Origin of the sequence: Streptomyces sp. NPDC059788, from assembly GCF_042732265.1 — a bacterium.
Classification (GTDB): Bacteria; Actinomycetota; Actinomycetes; order Streptomycetales; family Streptomycetaceae; genus Streptomyces.
Window position 1 is genome coordinate 1 of the sequence record NZ_JBHWHY010000029.1, and the last position, 18,409, is coordinate 18,409.

16 protein-coding genes are annotated in these 18,409 nt (G+C 75.1%); 11 read left to right on the forward strand and 5 right to left on the reverse strand.

What is annotated here, in order from left to right; translation table 11 throughout:
• Positions 1 to 45: 45 nt before the first annotated feature.
• A complete protein-coding gene (locus ACFV57_RS24730; RefSeq protein ID WP_385236246.1) occupies positions 46 to 375 on the reverse strand; it encodes a putative quinol monooxygenase in 330 nt (109 codons plus the stop codon).
• A 253-nt stretch (positions 376 to 628) separates the two neighbouring features.
• Here ACFV57_RS24730 and ACFV57_RS24735 point away from each other — a divergent pair, with 253 nt between their 5' ends.
• A complete protein-coding gene (locus tag ACFV57_RS24735) occupies positions 629 to 1,774 on the forward strand; it encodes a hypothetical protein (RefSeq protein ID WP_385236249.1) in 1,146 nt (381 codons plus the stop codon).
• 8 nt (positions 1,775 to 1,782) lie between these two features.
• On the opposite strand, the gene ACFV57_RS24740 is transcribed toward ACFV57_RS24735, so the two are convergent.
• Positions 1,783 to 3,309 (reverse strand): alpha/beta fold hydrolase, encoded by a 1,527-nt coding sequence (locus tag ACFV57_RS24740; RefSeq protein WP_385236252.1) that lies wholly within the window; start codon positions 3,307 to 3,309, stop codon positions 1,783 to 1,785.
• A gap of 204 nt (positions 3,310 to 3,513) precedes the next feature.
• Here ACFV57_RS24740 and ACFV57_RS24745 point away from each other — a divergent pair, with 204 nt between their 5' ends.
• From ACFV57_RS24745 to ACFV57_RS24790, 10 genes are all read left to right on the forward strand, one after another.
• Positions 3,514 to 4,773, forward strand: a complete 1,260-nt coding sequence (locus tag ACFV57_RS24745) for an ATP-grasp domain-containing protein (protein WP_385236255.1) — start codon at positions 3,514 to 3,516, stop codon at positions 4,771 to 4,773.
• Positions 4,770 to 5,657, forward strand: a complete 888-nt coding sequence (locus ACFV57_RS24750) for a Rossmann-like domain-containing protein (RefSeq protein ID WP_385236258.1) — start codon at positions 4,770 to 4,772, stop codon at positions 5,655 to 5,657. The genes ACFV57_RS24745 and ACFV57_RS24750 overlap by 4 nt, the downstream gene beginning before the upstream one ends.
• Positions 5,654 to 6,781: a PLP-dependent cysteine synthase family protein gene (locus tag ACFV57_RS24755; RefSeq protein ID WP_385236261.1), complete on the forward strand. Its 1,128-nt coding sequence runs from the start codon at positions 5,654 to 5,656 to the stop codon at positions 6,779 to 6,781. Before ACFV57_RS24750 ends, ACFV57_RS24755 begins: the two co-directional genes overlap by 4 nt.
• Positions 6,778 to 7,953: a dipeptide epimerase gene (locus ACFV57_RS24760; RefSeq protein WP_385236264.1), complete on the forward strand. Its 1,176-nt coding sequence runs from the start codon at positions 6,778 to 6,780 to the stop codon at positions 7,951 to 7,953. The genes ACFV57_RS24755 and ACFV57_RS24760 overlap by 4 nt, the downstream gene beginning before the upstream one ends.
• Positions 7,937 to 9,187 carry an MFS transporter gene (locus ACFV57_RS24765; RefSeq protein WP_385236267.1) on the forward strand — a complete coding sequence of 417 codons (1,251 nt, stop codon included), beginning with the start codon at positions 7,937 to 7,939 and terminating at the stop codon, positions 9,185 to 9,187. The genes ACFV57_RS24760 and ACFV57_RS24765 overlap by 17 nt, the downstream gene beginning before the upstream one ends.
• Complete coding sequence (locus tag ACFV57_RS24770; RefSeq protein ID WP_385236270.1) at positions 9,184 to 9,996, forward strand: class I SAM-dependent DNA methyltransferase; 813 nt, start codon at positions 9,184 to 9,186, stop codon at positions 9,994 to 9,996. Before ACFV57_RS24765 ends, ACFV57_RS24770 begins: the two co-directional genes overlap by 4 nt.
• 77 nt (positions 9,997 to 10,073) lie before the next feature.
• On the forward strand, positions 10,074 to 11,672 hold the full coding sequence (locus tag ACFV57_RS24775; RefSeq protein ID WP_385236272.1) for an ABC transporter substrate-binding protein: 1,599 nt from the start codon (positions 10,074 to 10,076) through the stop codon (positions 11,670 to 11,672).
• Positions 11,669 to 12,670 carry an ABC transporter permease gene (locus ACFV57_RS24780; RefSeq protein WP_385236275.1) on the forward strand — a complete coding sequence of 334 codons (1,002 nt, stop codon included), beginning with the start codon at positions 11,669 to 11,671 and terminating at the stop codon, positions 12,668 to 12,670. The genes ACFV57_RS24775 and ACFV57_RS24780 overlap by 4 nt, the downstream gene beginning before the upstream one ends.
• A complete protein-coding gene (locus tag ACFV57_RS24785; RefSeq protein WP_385236278.1) occupies positions 12,670 to 13,494 on the forward strand; it encodes an ABC transporter permease in 825 nt (274 codons plus the stop codon). Before ACFV57_RS24780 ends, ACFV57_RS24785 begins: the two co-directional genes overlap by 1 nt.
• On the forward strand, positions 13,491 to 15,134 hold the full coding sequence (locus ACFV57_RS24790) for an ABC transporter ATP-binding protein (RefSeq protein ID WP_385236281.1): 1,644 nt from the start codon (positions 13,491 to 13,493) through the stop codon (positions 15,132 to 15,134). The genes ACFV57_RS24785 and ACFV57_RS24790 overlap by 4 nt, the downstream gene beginning before the upstream one ends.
• Before the next feature lie 231 nt (positions 15,135 to 15,365).
• On the opposite strand, the gene ACFV57_RS24795 is transcribed toward ACFV57_RS24790, so the two are convergent.
• The 3 genes from ACFV57_RS24795 to sbnB all read right to left on the reverse strand — a co-directional run bounded on the left by ACFV57_RS24795 (position 15,366) and on the right by sbnB (position 18,226).
• On the reverse strand, positions 15,366 to 16,037 hold the full coding sequence (locus ACFV57_RS24795) for a class I SAM-dependent DNA methyltransferase (protein WP_385236284.1): 672 nt from the start codon (positions 16,035 to 16,037) through the stop codon (positions 15,366 to 15,368).
• Between the two features lie 92 nt (positions 16,038 to 16,129).
• Complete coding sequence (sbnA, locus tag ACFV57_RS24800; RefSeq protein ID WP_385236287.1) at positions 16,130 to 17,152, reverse strand: 2,3-diaminopropionate biosynthesis protein SbnA; 1,023 nt, start codon at positions 17,150 to 17,152, stop codon at positions 16,130 to 16,132.
• Positions 17,153 to 17,191: 39 nt separating this feature from the next.
• Entirely contained in the window at positions 17,192 to 18,226 is a 1,035-nt protein-coding gene (sbnB, locus tag ACFV57_RS24805; RefSeq protein ID WP_385236291.1) for a 2,3-diaminopropionate biosynthesis protein SbnB, read from the reverse strand.
• Positions 18,227 to 18,409 lie beyond the last annotated feature (183 nt).

Sequence of the window (18,409 nt, forward strand, 5' to 3'; positions counted from 1 at the left end):
CGGTACGGCGGAGCCGGGCCTGCCGGCGTCGGTGTTGTCGGGGGCTCAGGCCTCGCGCGGCGACAGCTCGCCCATGGGGGACCAGCCCTCGGCCGCGATCTCGTCGCTGATGATCTGGGGGGTGGTGGCGATCGCGCCGGCCATCGCCTCCAGGCCCTTGCGGAAGTGCTCGGAGTTGACGTGCCTGTCGCCGGCCTCGCGGTCGGCGAAGCCCTCGACCAGGACGAACTGGCGCGGGTCGTCGACGCTGGTCGACCACTCGAAGAACAGGTTGCCCGGCTCCTGCCGGGTGGCCTGCGTGAAGTCGTCCACCAGCGACAGCCACGAGTCCTGGTGCTCGGGCCGGACGGTGAACTTGACGACGATGAAGATCATGCTGGCTCCTGCGTGGGTACGGACCGGCCTGCGCCTGCGCGGCCGGGCGGGCTGCCGCCCGCGTCGTCCCCCCATGGTGGGCGCCGCCGTCCGACTGCCGAAGAAGGATCGCCGCGCATTCCGGCCCTCCCGGAAAATCCACCGGCACGGCCCCGGCGGGCGGGGCCGTGGTGCCGGGAAAATCCGGTGCGACGAGGCTGCCGGGCGTGGTCGGATGTGCTGCCGGTGGAGACGAGGAGAGGGCGGCGGCAGCATGGTGGAGACGTGTGACGAGGACCGGGCCGCCGATGAACCGCGGTCCTCACGGCGCACCGTACCGCTTCTGGAACTGCCCCGGCCCACCGGCCGCCACGCCGTGGGCGTGCATACCGCCCACCTCGTCGACGACGATCGGGAGGACCCCTTCAGGACCGGCCGGTCCCGTGAACTGATGGCGCAGTTGTGGTATCCGGCGGAGGCAGGGGCCGGTGACGGTCCGGGCCGGTACGTCTCCGCCGCGATGTCCGCCCTGGTCGTCGACTCGTGGGAGGAGGAGCCGGGCCGCTCCGGGCTGCCGCGCGGCACGGCGGCCGGGATCACCGTGTACGGCGCCGCGGACGCGCCGCCCGCGCCGGACGCGCGCGGCTGCCCGCTCGTCCTGCTCTCGTCCGGCCACGCGCAGCACCGCGCCGCCCTGACCGCGCTCGGCGAGGACCTCGCGAGCCGTGGATTCCTGGTGGCGGCCCTGGACCATCCCTCGGACGCGATCGGCGTGGAGTTCCCGGACGGCCGGATCGTGCCGTACCGCGAACCGGACGGACTCGCGGACGGCGACACCGCCGACCTCGCCGGCCGCTACCTGGAGGTCCGGGCCGCCGACCTCCGCTTCGCCCGCGCCCGGCTGTCCCGGTCCGGGTTCTGGTGGCACGCCCTGCTCGACCCGTCGCGGGCCGGTGTGGTGGGCCACTCGCTGGGCGGCGCGGCAGCCGCCGAGGCCATGCGGCTCGACGCGGGCTTCACGGCCGGGGCGAACCTCGACGGCACTCCGTACGGGGAGGTCCTGCGCACCGGCCTGGAGCGGCCGTTCCTGCTGTGCCAGTTCACCCCGGACGACCCGGAGTTCCCGGAGGAGACGCGGGCCAGGGAGCGGCTGTGGAGCGGGCTGCGCGGGCCGCGGCTCCATCTGTCGGTGTCCGGCGGCGGACACGCGTCCCCCACCGATCTCGACGCCCTGGCCGGCCCCCTCGGCTACCGGGAGTTCACCGACGCGGAGGACTACGCCTTCGCGCTCGGCTCGCTGCCCGGTGGCCGCGGTGTCGAGATCACCCGGGCGTGCGTGGGCGGCTTCTTCGAACAGCAACTCCTGGGCGGGCAGGACGTTACGGAGGTGCTTCCCCCGGAGGTCTCCGTGGCGGGCTGAGCGCAGGTTCACGCCTGCGGGGACGGCTCGGGCAGGCCGGGGCCGTCGCAGTGCACGTCGCCGGCCGGGACGGTGCCGCCGACGAGGTAGGCGCCGACCGTGCTGTCCACGCAACGGTTGCCGCGGCTGGCAAAGACTCCGTGCGAGTAGTCGTGGTGCAGGGTGACGAGCCGCGATCCGGGGAGGGCGCGGCCGAGGGCCCGCGCACCGGCGATCGGGGTCACGGGGTCGTGCGCGGAGGACACCAGCAGCGCCGGGGGCGCTTCGGGGCTGCCGAGCGGGGTGCGCCGTGCGGGGCGGTGGTGCCAGTACGCGCAGGCCGCCGCCTCCAGGCCGGTCAGTACGGGCCGCGGGTCCCGGTGCCGCAGCCGCCGGATGTCGGCGAGCACCCGGCCCGGCGTGGGGCCCGGCCCGTCGGCGCACTTCACGGCGCGGTTGGCGGCCTCGTACGTACGTGACTCGGGGCCGTCGAAGGGCGCGGCGGGGCGGAGCCGGCCGACCACACCGTCGTCCAGGTAGGCGCGCAGCCCGTCGCCGAAGGCGGTCCAGCGTTCGGTGCGGCCCAGGGTGCGGTAGACGGTCCGGTCGAACGCGGCGGCGCCGTAGCCGGACACGGGGTGGGCCGTGAGGCCGTCGCGCGTGCGCTCGTAGGCGGCGCGGACGTCGTGCCGGGTGGTGCCGAGCCGGAAGCGGGCGGCGTGCCGCGCCAGCCAGTCGAAGAGCACGTCTCGCCGGCGCAGCAGGGCGTGGGCCTGCCGTACGTCGAAGGCGTGCCAGTCCTCCGGGCCGACCGCGCTGTCCAGCACCAACTTGTCGACGTGGTGCGGGAACCGGGCGGCGTAGGCCGCGCCCAGGTAGGTGCCGTACGAGACGCCGAGGTAGCTGATGCGCCGCTCGCCGAGCGCGGCGCGGACGGCGTCCATGTCGTGTGCGGTCTCGGTGGTGGAGAGGTGGGGGAGGGCGGCGCCGGTGCCCTTCGCGCAGTCGGCGGCCAGCCTGCGCTGGGAGTCCAGGTAGGCACGTTCGCCGGGGCGGTCGTGCGGTACGGGGTCGAGCGGCGGGGAGCCGGGTCCCGGGGCGTCGAAGAGCCCGCCCATCGGGCCGCAGCCGGCGGGTGCGCTGTGCCCCGTGCCGCGCGGGTCGAAGCCGATGACGTCGTAGGCGCGGCGTACGGCTGCCGGGAGTTTGGCGCGCTTGGTGACGGCGTACGGGAGGCCGGAGCCGCCCGGTCCGCCGGGGTTGACCAGCAGGACCCCGCGCCGCTCGGCGGGTGTCCCCGTGGCGCGGACGCGGGAGACGGCTATCCGTATGTGCTCGCCGTCCGGGCGGGTGTGGTCCAGCGGCACGCTCACCGTGCCGCATTCGACGCGGTCCGGTGCGGGCGGCGCGGGGACGGAGTCCGGGCAGGCGCCGAAGCGCGGGGCGGGGGTGGCGGCGCCGGGCCGGGGTTCGGCGGCCGTGGCGGTGGTGAGCGGGACGGTGCCGGTCAGGAGGGCGCAGAGCAGCGCGGTGCGTCGCCGGGCGGGAGGGGGCATGGGCTCGCCGTTCGTGAGGAGGGGAGGGCGCGGACGGGCGTGGGGGCGCGGGCGGTCGCGCCGTGGGCGGGGAAAAGACGGGCCCACGAGGTGACAATGAAAATCATTACGGTTAGCATCGCGTTCGGTCAACACCGCGCCGCGGCCCCCCGGGGTCCCCCGCGGCGTGCCCGGAAGCGAAACCGCCTGCGCAGAAGGAGAGTTGTGGCGCATCTGCTGATGGTCGAGAGCTGGGTCGGGTCGATGGGCAGGCTGCTGCCCCGTGCCCTTCGCGAGGCCGGACACGACTTCACCTTCCTCACCCGCGACCTGCACCACTACCTGCGGGCCGCCCCCGAGGGCACCGCCCACCCGCTGCTGGCGGCCCGCAACGTCCTCACCACCGACACCAACGACACCGAGGCCCTGCTGCCGTACGCGGGCCGTCTGCACGCCGCGATGGGCTTCGACGGCGTCCTCAGCTCGTGCGACTACTACCTGCCCGCCGTGGCGGGCATCGCCGCGCACCTCGGCCTGCCGGGGCCCGCGCCGGCGGCCGTGGCGGCCGCCTGCCGCAAGGACGCCACCCGCCGCGCCCTGGAAGCCGCCGGGGTGCCGGGCCCGCGGTTCGCCGTCTGCGCCGACTGGGCGCGGACCGCCGAGGCGGCGCGGGAGATCGGCTTCCCGCTCGTGCTCAAGCCGGTGGACCTGTGCGCCGGGATGTTCGTACGGCGGGTGGACGACGAGGCGGAGCTGGCGCGGGCCCACCGCGCGCTCGCCGGGTTCCCGGTCAACGCGCGCGGGCAGCTGCGGGCGCCGGTGGTGCTGCTGGAGGAACTGCTCGACGGGCCGGAAGTCAGCGTCGAGACCGTGTCGTACGGGGGTACGGTGCGCGTGGTCGGGGTGACCGACAAGAGCGTGGGCGGCGCCCCGGCGTTCGTCGAGACGGGGCACATGTTCCCTGCCGCGCTCACCGCCGCCGACGCAAAAGCGGCGACGGAGACCGCGTGCGCCGCCCTCACGGCGCTCGGGCTCGACCAGTGCGTCGCGCACACCGAGATCAAGCTCACCGCGGACGGGCCGCGCGTCGTCGAGGTCAACCCGCGGCCCGCCGGCAACCGCATCACCGAGCTGGTCCGCCACGTCACCGGCGTCGACCTGGCCGCCGCCTTCGTCGAGGTGGCGCTCGGCCGCGAACCGGACCTCGCGCCGCGCGAGACCGGACTGCGCAGCGCGGCCATCGGCTTCCTGGTGCCCGGACGCACAGGGGTGCTGGAGGACATCACGGGAGCCGGGGGGATCGAGGGACGGCCCGGCGTGCTGGAGGTGCAGCTCGCCGCGCCCGGCAAGGCCGTCAAGGAGACCGGCAGCAACAACGGATACCTGGGCCACGTCATGGCCGGCGACGGCGAAGGGGCCGGTGCGCGCGCCCGCGTCGAGGAACTGCTGGCCGGCCTGTGTCCGCGGGTGGTGGACGAGCGATGAGCCCGGTGGGACAGGGGGCGCCGCACCGGAGCGCCGCACGGCCCGCGGCGGCCGACTACCCGGACCTCGTACGCCGCGTACGGGCCGGGGAGCTGGGGCCCGACCCCCGTACGCGGAAGATCGCGGTGGCCTTCACCACCAGCCAGGCCGTACGGCACGAAGGGCGCAGCGGCGGCTACCGCAACGAAGTGCTCAGCCTGCGGCTGGGCAGCGCGGTGGGCTCCTGCGCCGTCGAACCCGGCGCGCTGCCCGCCGCCGCGATCGACGACTGCGTGGGCGCCGACGTCGCCACGCTGCTCGGCCACCCGCTGGCGCCGGTACGGGTCGCCGCCCTGGACGCGTACATCATGCACGCCCTGCCGCACACGCCCGAGAACGGCGCGCAGCCCTGGGAGCTGCCCGCCGGGAACTCGCTCGCCAAGTCCCGGGCCCGCGCCCGGGGCGTGGCCGGGCTGCTGGCCGCCGCGCCCGGCCGTACCGTCCTGGTCGTCGGTGTCGTCAACTCGCTGCTGGAGGCGCTGCGCGCCCGCGGCCTGGTCTGTGTGCCGTGCGACCTCAAGGGCGGGCGCACGGAGTGGGGCGAGCCGGTGCGCACCGACGCGCTCGCCGAACTGGACGGCTGCGACGCGGTACTGGCCTCCGGCATGACGCTGGGCAACGGCACCTTCGAACCGCTGCGCGCCCACTGCGCGCGGCACGGGAAGCCGCTGGTGATGTTCGCCCAGACCGGAAGCGCCGTGCTGCCGCGCCTGCTGGGCGCGGGGGTGAGCGCCGTGTGCGCCGAGCCGTACCCGTTCTTCTGGCTCGACGGCGGGCCGGGCGTCGTCCACCGCTACACCGGCGACGACGGCTACGCCCTGCTGGAACAAGGAGGCGCCCGATGACCGCCACCGTCCTCGGCACACCCGCCGCCAACCGCGAACTGCTCGCCCTCGTCGGCCGTACGCCGCTGGCCCGCGTCACCGGCGACCTGCCCTGCCCGCACCCGGGCTTCTGGGCCAAGCTGGAAGGGCTCGGCGCGGGCGGCATGAAGGCGCGGGCCGCCGTGTCCATGCTGCTCGGCGCCCGCGAGCGCGGCGAACTGCGGCCCGGCGCGCCCGTCGTGGAGTCCACGTCCGGCACCCTCGGCGTCGGCCTGGCCTTCGCGGGGCAGGCGCTCGGCCACGACGTGGTCCTGGTCTGCGACAGTGAACTGGAACCGGCCATGCGGCAGTTGCTGCGGGCCTACGGCGCGCGGCTGGAGATCGTCGACCGGCCCGCGCCGGAAGGCGGCTGGCAGGCCGCCCGGCTCGCCCGGCTGCGCGAACTGCGTGCCCTGCTGCCGCACGCGTACTGGCCCGACCAGTACAACAACCCCGACAACGCCGCCGGTTACGCCTCGCTCGCCGCCGAGATGGCCGCCGCGCTGGACCACCTCGACGTCCTGGTGTGCAGCGTCGGCACCGGCGGCCACAGCGCCGGCATCATCGGTCCGCTGCGCCGCCACTGGCCCGCGCTGCGCCTCATCGGCGTGGACGCCACCGGCTCGACCATCTTCGGGCAGCCCGCCCGGCCCCGGCTGATGCGCGGCCTCGGCAGCAGCATCCACCCGCGCAACGTCGCCTACGCGGCCTTCGACGAGGTGCACTGGGTGGGGCCCGCCGAGGCCGCCGACGCCTGCCGGCGGCTGGCCCGCGGCAGCTTCGTCAGCGGCGGCTGGAGCACCGGCGCCGTCGCCCTGGTCTCCGCCTGGGCGGCCCGCGTGCACCCCGGCGCCGTCGTCGCCACCGTCTTCCCCGACGGACTGCACCGCTACCTCGGCACCGTCTACGACGAGGACTTCGCCGCCGCCCACGGGCTGGACGGACGGGCCGTCGCCACCCGCCCGGTGGAGATCCCGCACCCCACGGCGGCAGAGGCTGTCGGCTGGGCCCGGTGCACCACCGTCGTCGACCCGAAGGCCGCGGTGGCCGGAGCGGCCGGAGCGGCCGGACCGGTCGCGCCGGTCGGCCGGGAGGGCGCCGCGTGAACGTCACCCTGCGCGTCGTACGCCTCCGGCTCGCCGAACCCCTGCGGATATCCCGGGCGGTGATGCACGAGCGGAACGCCGTCTGGATCACCGTGGAGCACGGGGGGACGCGCGGCCACGGCGAGGCCGTCACCAGCGTGTACTACGGGCTCGACACCGACACCCTGCGGCGGCTGCTGGCCGGCGCAGGCACGGAACTCGGCCGTTTCGCCGGCCCGGAGAGCGCACTGGACGCCCTGCGTGCGAGCGAACTGCCCGCGCCGGGCACGCCGCCCGCCGTCACCGCGGCCGTCGAGTCGGCGCTCCTGGACCTCGTGGGCAAGCGGGCCGGACAGCCGGTGCACCGGCTGCTCGGCACCGCGCGGCGGCCCGTCGCCGCCACCGCCCGCACCATCGGCATCGTGTCCGCGGAGCGGGCCCGTACGCAGGCCCGCTGCCTGGCCGGCAGCGGCTTCCGCGTCATCAAGATCAAGGCCGGTACGGCGGACCCCGAGGACGACCTCGCCCGCGTACGGGCCGTACGGGACGCCGCCCCCACGGCGGCGCTGCTGCTCGACCCCAACGGCGCCTGGACGCCGGAGCTGGCCCGGCGGCTGCTGCCGCGCTTCGCCGAACTCGGCGTCGAGGCCGTCGAACAGCCCACCGCACCGGGCGACCCCGAGGCGCTCGCCCGGCTCGCGGCGCGTTCGCCGCTGCCGGTCGTCGCCGACGAGGACGCCGTCGGCCTCGCGGACGTCGAGCGGCTGGCCGGACGGGTGCAGGGCGTCAACGTCAAGCTCGCCAAGTGCGGCGGCGTGCACGCGGCGCTGCGCATCGAGGAGCTGGTCGCGGGCAGCGGCACCGGGCTGATGCTCGGCTGCCTCACCGCGGGCACCCTCGGCATCGCCCCCGCCGTACACCTCGCCGACCGGGCCCGCTGGGTCGACCTCGACGGGCACCTGCTGCTCGCGCACGACCCGTGGACCGGCATCGGCGGCACCGACGGGACCGTACGGGCCGGGTCGGGCGCGGGGCTGGGCGTCCGGCCGGTCATCCCGCGGGCGCCGGCCCCGTACGACCGGCACGCCGCGCCCGGCCCCGTCGCGGCACAGGCCGCGGCACGGCCCGCGACACCTCCCGCAGCACAGCTCGCAGCGCAGAAGGAAAGGCACCACCGTGAAGACGTGGAGTGAGATGCGGGCCTTCCCGCTCGCCATCCGGCTCCTGCTGGTCAACCAGCTCGGCGTGAACATCGGCTTCTACCTGCTCATCCCGTACCTCGCCACCCACCTCGGCGAGGACCTGGGGATGTCCGCCGCCGTGGTCGGCATCGTGCTGGGCGTACGCAACCTCAGCCAGCAGGGTCTGTTCATCCTCGGCGGCTCGGCCGCCGACCGGCTCGGCGCCCGCGGCGTGATCATCGCGGGCTGTGCGCTGCGCACCGTCGGCTTCGCGCTGTTCGCGCTCGGCGACGGGCTGCCGGTGCTGCTGGCCGCCTCCATACTCAGCGGGCTGGCCGGGGCCCTGTTCAACCCGGCCGTGCGGGCGTATCTGGCAGCGGAGGCCGGTGACCGCAAGGCCGAGGCGTTCGCCCTGTTCAACATCTTCGCGACGACCGGCGCCCTGGTCGGGCCGCTGATCGGCAGCGCCCTGCTGCTCGTCGACTTCCGCGCCTCCGCCCTCACCGCCGCCGCGATCTTCGCCCTGCTCACCGCCGCCCAGGCCGCCGTGCTGCCCGCCCGCGAGGTGCCCGCCTCCAAGGGCAGCGTGCTCGGCGACTGGCGGGAGGTCCTCGCCAACCGGGCGTTCCTGGCGTTCTCCCTCGCCATGGTCGGCATGTTCACCATGGAGAACCAGCTCTATCTGCTGCTCCCGGACGGCGCCCGGCGGGCCACCGGCTGGGACGGCGCGGCGGGCATCGTCTTCCTCGTCGGCACGCTGGCCAACCTCACCCTCCAGATGCGCATCACCCGCTCCCTCAAGGAGCGCGGGACCAGGGCGCGCTGGGTCGCGGCCGGGCTGGCGCTGATGGGCGTGGCGTTCGTGCCGCCGATGGCGGTCGCCGGGATGTCCGCGGGGGGCGGCACGGGGCGGGCCGCGCTGGGCCTCGTACCGGTGCTCGCCGGGGCGCTGCTCCTGTACGTCGGCGTCATGGTCGCCCAGCCGTTCGTCATGGAGCTGATACCGGAGTTCGGCCGCGCCGAACTGACCGGAACCTACTTCGGGATCTTCTACGTCGTCTCCGGCATCGCCGCCGCCGTCGGCAACACCGTCGTGGGCTGGGCCATGGACGCGGGCGCGCACGGCGGCGCCGCGTGGCTGCCCTGGGCGTGCTGCCTCGCCTTCGGCCTTCTCTCGGCGGCGGGCGTCGGCTGGCTGCACCGGCTGCGGGCGCTGCCCGTACGGGCCGTGGCGGTGACGGCGTGAACGAGACCGCCGCCCGCAACCTGCTGACCGACAACCCCGCGCTCTACGAGGCACGCTTCCCCGACCCGGAACGGCTCGCCGCCCGCTGGGCCGAGGACGTGCTGCGCGCGCACGGCGCCGGGCCGCGCGTGCTCGACATCGGCTGCGGCACCGGACGGGACGCCGCACACCTGCACGCCACCGGCCGTACGGTCGTCGGCGCCGACCTGTCGGACGCGATGCTGGCGTACGCCCGTACCCATCACCCCGGACCGCGATACGAGTGCGCCGACCTGCGCCGGTTCCGCCTTGAGGATCTCGGGCCGCGGCCGTTCGACGCCGTCGTCTGTCTGGACAGCGCGCTGCTCTACTGCCACACCAACGACGAACTGGACGGCTTCCTCGACTCCTGCCGCCGCGCGCTGACGCCCGGCGGACTGCTGGTCGCGGAGATGCGCAACGGCGCGTTCTTCCTCGGCCGTACGGAACTGCTCGATGCGCCGGCGATCCGCGGCTTCGCGTGGGAAGGCACCGTCTACCGGTCCGTCACGACACTCACCGTGGACCGGGCCGCCCAACTGCTGCGCAGACGGCGGGTGTGGAGCGCGGAAGGCGGCACGCCGCCCGTCGAACAGCACTCCGCCTGGCGGCTGCTGTTCCCGCAGGAACTGAGGTACGCGCTGGCCGCGCACGGCTTCACGGTGCTGGGACTGCACGACGGGCCCGGCCCCCGTACGGAACCGCCCTGGCAGCCCGGCCCGGCCGCTGCCCCGGACGGTGCTGCCGACGGCGACCGGCTGCACCTCGTGGCCCGCCTGGCCGACCGCTGAACGCCCCGGACTACAGCCCCCGAATCCCGCCCCGCCTTCCTGTCCACCCACCCACACACCACGAGGCGAGACCCACCATGACCGAACTCCCTCTCTCCGACCGGGCACCCGACGATCACCCCGGCCTGCGACGGCGCGGCTTCCTCGCCCGGGCCGCGGGCGTCACGGCCGCGACCGGCCTCGTCCTGGCCGGCTGCGGGGCCGCCCCCGGCCCGTCGGACGCCGGTGGTGGCCGCCCCCGGCGCGGCGGCCGGCTGCGCGCCGCCTTCGCCGGGGGCGGCGCCTCCGAGACCCTCGACCCGCACCTGGGCAACCTCTTCGCCGACGCCGCGCGCGCCAAGGCCCTCTACGACAAGCTGGTCGACTGCGGCACCGACATGGCCGCCCGCCCCCGCCTGGCCGCCAAGTGGGAGCCCGACGACGCCCTCGACCGCTGGCGGATCACCCTGCGCAAGGCGTCCTTCCACGACGGCAGGCCGGTCACCGCCGAAGACGTCCTCTACAGCTTCCGCCGCATAGCCGACCCGAAGAAGGCGTACCGCGCGAAGGCGTCCCTGGAGCCCATCGACCTCGCCGCCAGCCGGGCGGTGTCCCCGGACGTCGTCGAGTTCCGGCTCAAGCGCCCCACCGCCGAATTCCCCAACGTCCTCGCCGCGTTCGGCGCGTACATCATCCCGAAGGGCACCACCACCGCGGACTTCGCCGCGCCCGTCGGCTCCGGCCCGTTCCGCTTCGTCTCCTTCGCGCCGGGCCGCTCCTGCGTCGTCAAGCGCAACGACGCCTACTGGGACGGCGCCCCGCACCTGGACGAGCTGGAGTTCGTCGTCGCCAACGAGGAGTCCGCCCGCATCAACGCGCTGCTCGGCGGGCAGGTCGAGTACGCACACGAACTCAACCCCACCACGGCGCGCGCCCACGAGGGCAAGGGCCAGATCGAGATCGTACGGCTGCGCAACAGCGCCATGCAGTCCTTCGCGATGAAGACCGACCGCGCCCCCTTCGACGACAAGCGGGTCCGCGAGGCGCTCTTCCTCGTCGCCGACCGCGGGGAACTGGTCGACGGCGCCCTGTCCGGGGCGGGCGAGATCGGCAACGACCTGTTCGGGAAGGGGTACGAGTACTACGCAGGGGACCTGCCGCAGCGCCACCAGGACCTCGACCGGGCCCGCCACCTCCTCAAGCAGGCCGGCGCCGAGGATCTGCGGATCACCCTCGACACCTCGCCCGTCGCCGCCGGGTTCACCGAGGCGGCCGGCATCTTCCGCGACCAGGCCGCCAAGGCGGGCGTGCGCGTCCAGGTCAGGTCCGGCAGCAAGGACAGCTACTGGAGCGACATCCTCGACTCCGGCACCCTGTGCTGCTACCGCTCCGGCGCCATGCCCATCGAGTCGCACATCTCCCAGCGGCTGCTGACCGGCTCGACGACCAACGCCACCAAGTGGCACCACAAGGACTTCGACGCCCTGTACCAGCAGGCCCAGTCCACCCAGGACAAGAAGGAACGCGCGGCGGTGTACGGGCGGATGCAGCGCCGCCTGCACGCCGAGGGCGGCTTCCTGGTGTGGGGCTTCGCGGACTGGATCGTCGGCACCTCCCGCCGCGTGCACGGTGTCGCGCACGAAGCGCCCGCCAACACCCTCGACTGGGCCCGCTTCGACAAGGTGTGGCTGGCGTGACGGCACTCACCGCGCCGCCCCGGCGGTCCGCGGCCGGCGCCGTACCGGCCGTGCTGCGCTCCTGGACGGCGCGCCGGCTGCTGCTCGGTGTCGCGCAGACCGCCGCCGTCGTGGTGCTGGTCTTCGCGCTCACCGAGGCGCTGCCCGGGGACGCCGCCGTCGCCCTGGCGGGCGACCAGCCCGACCCCGCCCGCATCGCGGCCATCCGTACCGAACTGGGACTGGACCGCCCGGCCGCCGAACGGTTCGCCGGCTGGGCGCTCGGGCTGCTGCACGGCGACCTCGGCACCTCGCTCGCCTCCGGCCGCCCCGTCACGGCCTACCTCGCCGACGGCTTCGGGCCCACCCTGCTGCTCGCCGCCGTCACCGTGGTGCTGCTCGTGCCGGCCGGGGTCGGGCTCGGGGTGCTGGCCGCGCGCCGCGAGGGCTCCCGCGCCGACCGGATCGTCAGCTCCCTGACCCTCGCCGTCTACGCCGTACCGGAGTTCGCCCTCGGCGTGCTCCTGGTCACCCTCTTCGCGCTGCGCCTGGGCTGGCTCCCGCCGACCGCCGTCGGCTCCGGCGGCGACCTGCTCGCCCAGCCCGCCGTCCTCGTCCTGCCCGTCCTCGTCCTGCTCTCCCGGCCGGTGTGCTCGATCAGCCGCCTGGTACGGGCCGGCATGATCGACGCGCTGCGCGCCCCGTACGCCCGGCAGGCGGCCCGCTACGGACTGTCCCCCGCGCGCGTCCGGTACGCGCACGCCCTGCCGAACGCCCTCGCGCCCGCCGCCCAGCAACTCGCCCGCACCGTCGACTGGCTGTTGTGCGGGGTGATCGTCGTCGAGGCGCTGTTCGTCATCCCGGGCCTGGGCACCGTCCTGATGAACGCGGTCGCCGAACGCGACATCCCGGTGGTGCAGGGGCTGGCCGTCGTCTTCGGCGTCATCGCCGTCGTCCTCAACCTCGGCGCCGACCTCGTCGCCCGCCGGCTCGCGCCACGGGCGGGGGTGGCGGCCTGATGCCGAAGACCCCGCGCACGGCGGGCGGAACGAGGCGGTGGCCGGGACGCGCCGGACTGCTGATCGCCGGAGTGCCGCTCCTGCTCGCCCTCCTCGGACCGCTCCTCGCCGGTGAACCGGGCCCGCGCACCGCGTCCTTCACCCTCGGCGGCGGCCACTGGCTCGGTACCGACTTCGTCGGCCGCGACGTGGGGCGGCAGATCCTGCTCGGCGGGCAGTCGGTGGTGCTCGTCGCGCTGGCCGCCACCGCCCTCGCGTACGCCGTCGCCGTCCCGCTGGGACTGGCCGCCGCCCTCACCCACCGCGGGTGGCTCGAAGACCTGCTGATGCGCCCGCTGGACGTCCTGCTCGCGATTCCGTCGCTCCTGCTGATCCTGCTGGTCGCCGCCGTCTTCACACCGGGCCCTCCGGGGCTCGCGCTGCTGGTGGCGCTGGTCAACATCCCGGACGCGGCCCGCATCGTCCGCGCCGCCGCCTCGGAAGCGGCCGCCCGCCCGGCCGTCGAAGCGCTGCGGATGCAGGGCGAGACCTGGTGGCGTACAGCGGTCGGCTACGTCGGCCGGTCGGCGCTGCGCACCTTCGCCGCCGACGCGGGCGTCCGGCTGACCGGCGTGCTCTACCTCGTCGCCACCGCCGCGTTCCTGGGCGTGGGCGTCGAACCGGACGCGCCGGACTGGGCCGTCATGGTCGACCGCAACCGGACCGGGCTGTTCGTGCAGCCGTGGGCCGTGGTGGTACCGGCGCTGCTGATCGTGGCGCTGTCGATGGGCGCGAACCTGACGGTCGACGCCGCACTGCACGACACCGAGGAGGGCCGCCCATGAGCGCGGCAGCGAACGTCGTCGCCGAAGTCGAGGACCTGCGGGTGGAGGTCGGCGGCCGGGCCGTCGTCGACGGCGTACGCCTGCGGGTCAGGGCGGGCCGGGTCACCGCGCTGGTCGGCGCCTCCGGCAGCGGCAAGACCACGACCGGCCTGGCCCTGCTCGGCGCGTACCCGCCGGGCGCCCGGGTCCTGGGCACGGTGACCGTCGCGGACGGCCTGGTCGGCCACGTACCGCAGCACCCGGCGGCGGTCCTCAACCCCGCACGCCGCGCCGGGGCCCTGCTGACCGACATCGCCCGCACCCAGGTACGCCACCTGCCGCGCCGCGAACGGCCCCGCGCCGCCGAGGCCCGCGTCGTCGACGCGCTCTCCCGCGCCCAGCTCGACGACCCCACGGAGCTGCTGCGCCGCTATCCGCACCAGCTCTCCGGCGGCCAGCAGCAGCGCTTCGTGCTCGCCCAGGCCCTGCTGCTGGGCGCGCGCGTCGTGGTCGCCGACGAGCCGACCACCGGGCAGGACGCCCTCACCAAGCGCCGCATCGTCGCGGAACTGGAGTCGGTCGTCCGGCAGGGCATCGGCGTCCTGCTGCTGAGCCACGACCTGGACGTGGTGCGCCGATTGGCCCACGAAGTCGTCGTCCTGAAGGACGGGCGGGTGGTCGAGGCGGGGCCCGTGGAGCAGGTGGTGACGGCGCCCCGGCACCCGTGGACGCGCGAGCTGTTCGCGCCGGGGGAGGAGGACGGTACGGGGGCCACGGGGCCCACCGGGACCAACGGCCGCCCGGCCCCCGACGCGGAGTCGGTCCCCGCACCCGCCTCCGCCGCCCCCCTCCTGGAGGTGCGGAACCTCACCGCACACCACCACGGCAGCCACACCACCTCCCGGCCCCGCTCCGCCGGGCGTCGCACCGTGGACGTGCTGCGCGACGTCTCCCTCCATGTCCGGCCCGGACGGCGCGTCGCGGTCGTCGGACGCTCCGGCAGCGGCAAGACGACGCTCGGCCGGTGCCTGGCGGGGCTGCACCGCACCTACGAGGGCGAGGTCCGCCTCGACGGCGTGCCGCTGCCGCGCAGCCTGCGCGACCGCACCCCCGCACAACTGGCGGCGGTTCAGTACGTGTTCCAGGACGCGCAGGCGTCGTTCGACGAACACCGCACGGTGCTGGCGCAACTGGCGCGCACGGCGGTCCGCCTGCGCGGAGCCGCCCCCGCGGACGCGGCACGGGAGGCAGCGGCGCTGCTCGCGGAGGTCGGGCTCGGCGAACAGCACGCCGACAGCCGTCCCGGCCGGCTCTCCGGCGGCGAACTCCAGCGCGCGGCGCTCGCGCGCGCCCTGCTCGCCCGCCCCCGCGTCCTGGTCTGCGACGAGATCACCTCGGGCCTGGACGCGGTCACCCGGCGCGGCATCCTGGCCGTACTCGACCGGCTGCTGCGGGAACAGCCGGACCTGGCCCTGGTGTGGATCACCCACGACCTCACGACGGCGGCCCGCGCCGACCACATCCTCGTCCTGGACGCGGGCGACACCGTCGAACAGGGCCCCGCCCGCCGGGTCCTCGCCGCGCCCGGTCACCCCTTCACGGCGGCGCTGGTGGCGGCGTCGCGGGGCGAGCGGGAGTTCGCCGCCGGGGGGCTGCCGTGAGCCCCGTGGTGCTCCGTCGGCTCTACTCCACGGTCAGCAGAATCCGCGTCTGCGGCGCGGCGGCGGAGAAGCGCAGCCGGAGCGGGAGGGCGTACGTGGCGCCGGGCTCCAGATCGGCGATCTTCGCAGCGCACGGCCGGCTCTCGACCGGCTCGGGTCAGGACGGTCGGCCTGTCGGCCGCCGTCGCGGAGGCGGAGGCCCGCGGGGGGCCGGCGGCGACGGCCGGGGCGCTACGACGGGCTGTCGCCGGCCGGTTTCCGGGCCATGAGGAAGGCCTGCGGGGTCCGTTCGGCGAACCGGCCGGTGTCGGGTTCGCGTACCAGGCGGGCGCGTACGGGCAGGCCTGCCCCGTCCAGGAGCGCGGCGAGCTGGTCCGGCTGCCGTCGGTGGAAGTCGAGTGAGATGCGACGTCCGAAGGCCTCCTCCAGGCGCAGGGGTTCGTCGCCCACCTGGAAGGCGGTCAGCAGATGGCCGCCGGGCACGAGGACGCGGTGGAACTCGACGAAGACCTGCGGGAGCTGTCCGAGAGGAATGTGAATGGTCGAGTACCAGGCCACGATGCCGGCGAGGCTGTCGTCGGGCATGTCGAGGGCCAGCATGGAGCCCTCGTCGAAGCGCAGCTCCGGATACTCGCGGCGGGCCACCGCGAGCATCCCCGGCGAGAGGTCGACGCCGAAGACGGAGAGGCCGAGGCCGGCCAGGTGCGCGGTCACCCGGCCGGTGCCGCACCCGATCTCGGCCACCGGGCCGCCGCCCCCGGCCCGCACCAGGTCGGCGAACCCGGCGAGCATGCCCCGGTCCAGCGGTTTGTGGGCCAGTTCGTCCCGGGCGAATGCCACGTAGTCGTCGGCCAGGGCGTCGTAGGACACCCGGGTGTCCAGCAGGAAGTCCGGTTCGCTCATGGAGGAGGACCCTACTGCGCGCGCCGTGGGCGCCGCGCTCCGGCCGGCGCCCGACCCGGCCTCCCTGGCGGGCGGGCGCCGCGGCCGCCTCCTCAGGAGTTCGACGGGGACGTGGGCGCCAGGACGCGGGTGTCGCCCGCCGGACCGGCCGGGATGCCGAGTTCGAGAGGGGTGGTGCCGTAGATGTCCTGCACCCAGTTGGCGTGGTAGACGGTGTCGAGGTAGCGCTCGCCCAGGTCGGGCGCGATGGCCACGGCGGTCGGTGCCGCGCCGCCGTCCTGTGCGGCCAGCCAGCGGGAGGCGCCGCTGACGACGGTTCCGGTGGAGCCGCCGAACAGGAAGCCGCGGCCCGCCAGCCGGTGGCACATCCGTACGGTGTCGCTCTCCGGTACGAGCACCACGTCGTCGACGAAGTCCTCGTCCAGCAGCGGCGGGCGGATGCCGGTGCCCAGGCCGGGGATCATGCGCGGGGCGGGCGGGTGGCCGAACGCCACCGATCCGACGCTGTCCACGGCCACGACGCGCACCCCGGGGCGGTGTTCCTTGAACCAGCGGGCGCAGCCCATCAGCGTGCCGGTGGTGCCGGCGCCGACGAACAGCACGTCCAGGCCGGGGAAGGCGCGGGCGATGGCGGGCGCGGTGTGGCGGTGGTGGGCCCGCCAGTTCGCCTCGTTCGTGTACTGGTTGAGCCAGACGCAGCGCGGGTCCTCCTCGCACAGCTTGCGCACCAGCGCCAGCCGGGCGGCCAGGAAACCTCCTTCGCGGGCCGGTTCGGTGACCGTGTGCACGGTGGTGCCGAACGCCTCCATCAGGCGTTTGGAGGCCAGGTTGCACCGGGAGTCGGTGACGCACACGAACCGGTAGCCCTTGGCGGCGGCGATGACGCTCAGCGCCACGCCCAGGTTGCCGGACGACGACTCCACCAGCACCGATCCGGGGGTGAGCAGCCCGGACCGCTCGGCGGCCTCGACCATGGCGACGGCGGCCTTCTGCTTGACCGAGCCGGTGAAGTTGAAGCCCTCGCACTTGAGGTAGAGGGGGCTGCCGAGCAGGGTGGCGAGGTCGACGTACAGGTCTTCCTCGTTGAACTCTTGGGGGGCCGAGATGATCGGCATGGAACCTCCCGCCTTGCGGCGTGTCCGTCCTGGGCTGCGTCAGCCGTAGCGGCGCATCTCGTGGAAGAAGTCGTCGATGACCAGCAGGTCGCCCGCGGCCCGCACGGTGTCGTACACGTGCTTGCCGACCGCGAGGTCCAGCGCGCCCAGCCCGAACGGGGAGAAGACCACCGGGCGCCCGGCGGGCGGTCGCAACCGGCCGGTCAGGACGTCGTGGAGCGTGCCGTGGACGAAGTCCCGGTGCCCGACGCGCTGTTCCGCCAGGTGCAGTGAGGTGTCCGCGCGCAGGCAGTGGTCCACGTCGTCGACGATGTTCGTGGCGCCGAGCACCACCTCGGGCGACAGGTCGCGCAGCGAGACGTGCAGCACCAGCGGGTGGTGGGCGAACCAGCCGGGGTCGCTCACGTGCGGCGTGCCGGCGACGGTGGCGAAGACGACCAGGTCCGAGGAGCGGATCAGGCCCTGTGGCGTGTCGTGGACGGTGACGCGGCCGGTCTCGCCGTACCGGTGCAGATAGTCGGTGAAGCCCTTGGCGTGTTCGGCGCTCAGGTCGTGCACACCGACCTCGTCGAAGCTCCAGCCGCTCTCCCGCAGGAAGCGGTGGAGGTACCGGGCGATCAGCCCGACGCCGAAGAAGCCGACCCGGGCCGGGCGTTCGCGGTCCGCGCTCAGCCGGTCGGCGGCGAGCGCCGCGGAGGCCGCGGTGCGCACGGCGCTGATCACGGAGCTCTCCAGGCAGGCGTACGGGTAGCCGGTCCGCGGGTCGTTGAGGATCAGGACGGCGGACGCGCGGGGCAGCCCGGCGGCCACGTTCTGCGGGAAGCTGGAGATCCACTTCAGCCCGTCGGTGCCGGACTCCCCGCCGAGCGAGGCGGGCAGCGCGATGATCCGCGCGGTGGGCCGGTCGGGGAAGCGCAGGAAGTGCGAGGGCGGGTTGACGGTGCCGCCCGTGCCGTGCAGGCGGTAGGCGTCCTCGATCAGCCGTACGAGCTCCGCGCTGCGGCCGTCGACGACCTGGGCGATCCGGGACCCGGGGATCACGGCGAAGGAGGGCGCGGTGTGCTGGTGGGGCATGAAGGCTCCGTGAGGGATCAGAAGCGGTGGCGGGGCGGCCGGTGCCGCGGTCGCCCGCCGCCGCGCTCCGTGGCCCGGCGGCCCGTGTCCGGGCCGGGGTGTGGTGGGCCGGCCGGGCTCCCGGCCGGTTCCGCGGTAGTGGTGTCGGGGAGTCGAAGCCGCGCGTGGCGTACGGCCTGACCT

Excerpts from the sequence above, each read along its gene's own strand:
- ACFV57_RS24730 (WP_385236246.1), bottom strand. The coding sequence starts at position 375 with ATGATCTTCATCGTCGTCAAGTTCACCGTCCGGCCCGAGCACCAGGAC.
- ACFV57_RS24735 (WP_385236249.1), top strand. The coding sequence starts at position 629 with ATGGTGGAGACGTGTGACGAGGACCGGGCCGCCGATGAACCGCGGTCC.
- ACFV57_RS24740 (WP_385236252.1), bottom strand. The coding sequence starts at position 3,309 with ATGCCCCCTCCCGCCCGGCGACGCACCGCGCTGCTCTGCGCCCTCCTG.
- ACFV57_RS24750 (WP_385236258.1), top strand. The coding sequence starts at position 4,770 with ATGAGCCCGGTGGGACAGGGGGCGCCGCACCGGAGCGCCGCACGGCCC.
- ACFV57_RS24755 (WP_385236261.1), top strand. The coding sequence starts at position 5,654 with ATGACCGCCACCGTCCTCGGCACACCCGCCGCCAACCGCGAACTGCTC.
- ACFV57_RS24775 (WP_385236272.1), top strand. The coding sequence starts at position 10,074 with ATGACCGAACTCCCTCTCTCCGACCGGGCACCCGACGATCACCCCGGC.
- ACFV57_RS24785 (WP_385236278.1), top strand. The coding sequence starts at position 12,670 with ATGCCGAAGACCCCGCGCACGGCGGGCGGAACGAGGCGGTGGCCGGGA.
- ACFV57_RS24790 (WP_385236281.1), top strand. The coding sequence starts at position 13,491 with ATGAGCGCGGCAGCGAACGTCGTCGCCGAAGTCGAGGACCTGCGGGTG.
- ACFV57_RS24795 (WP_385236284.1), bottom strand. The coding sequence starts at position 16,037 with ATGAGCGAACCGGACTTCCTGCTGGACACCCGGGTGTCCTACGACGCC.
- sbnA (WP_385236287.1), bottom strand. The coding sequence starts at position 17,152 with ATGCCGATCATCTCGGCCCCCCAAGAGTTCAACGAGGAAGACCTGTAC.
- sbnB (WP_385236291.1), bottom strand. The coding sequence starts at position 18,226 with ATGCCCCACCAGCACACCGCGCCCTCCTTCGCCGTGATCCCCGGGTCC.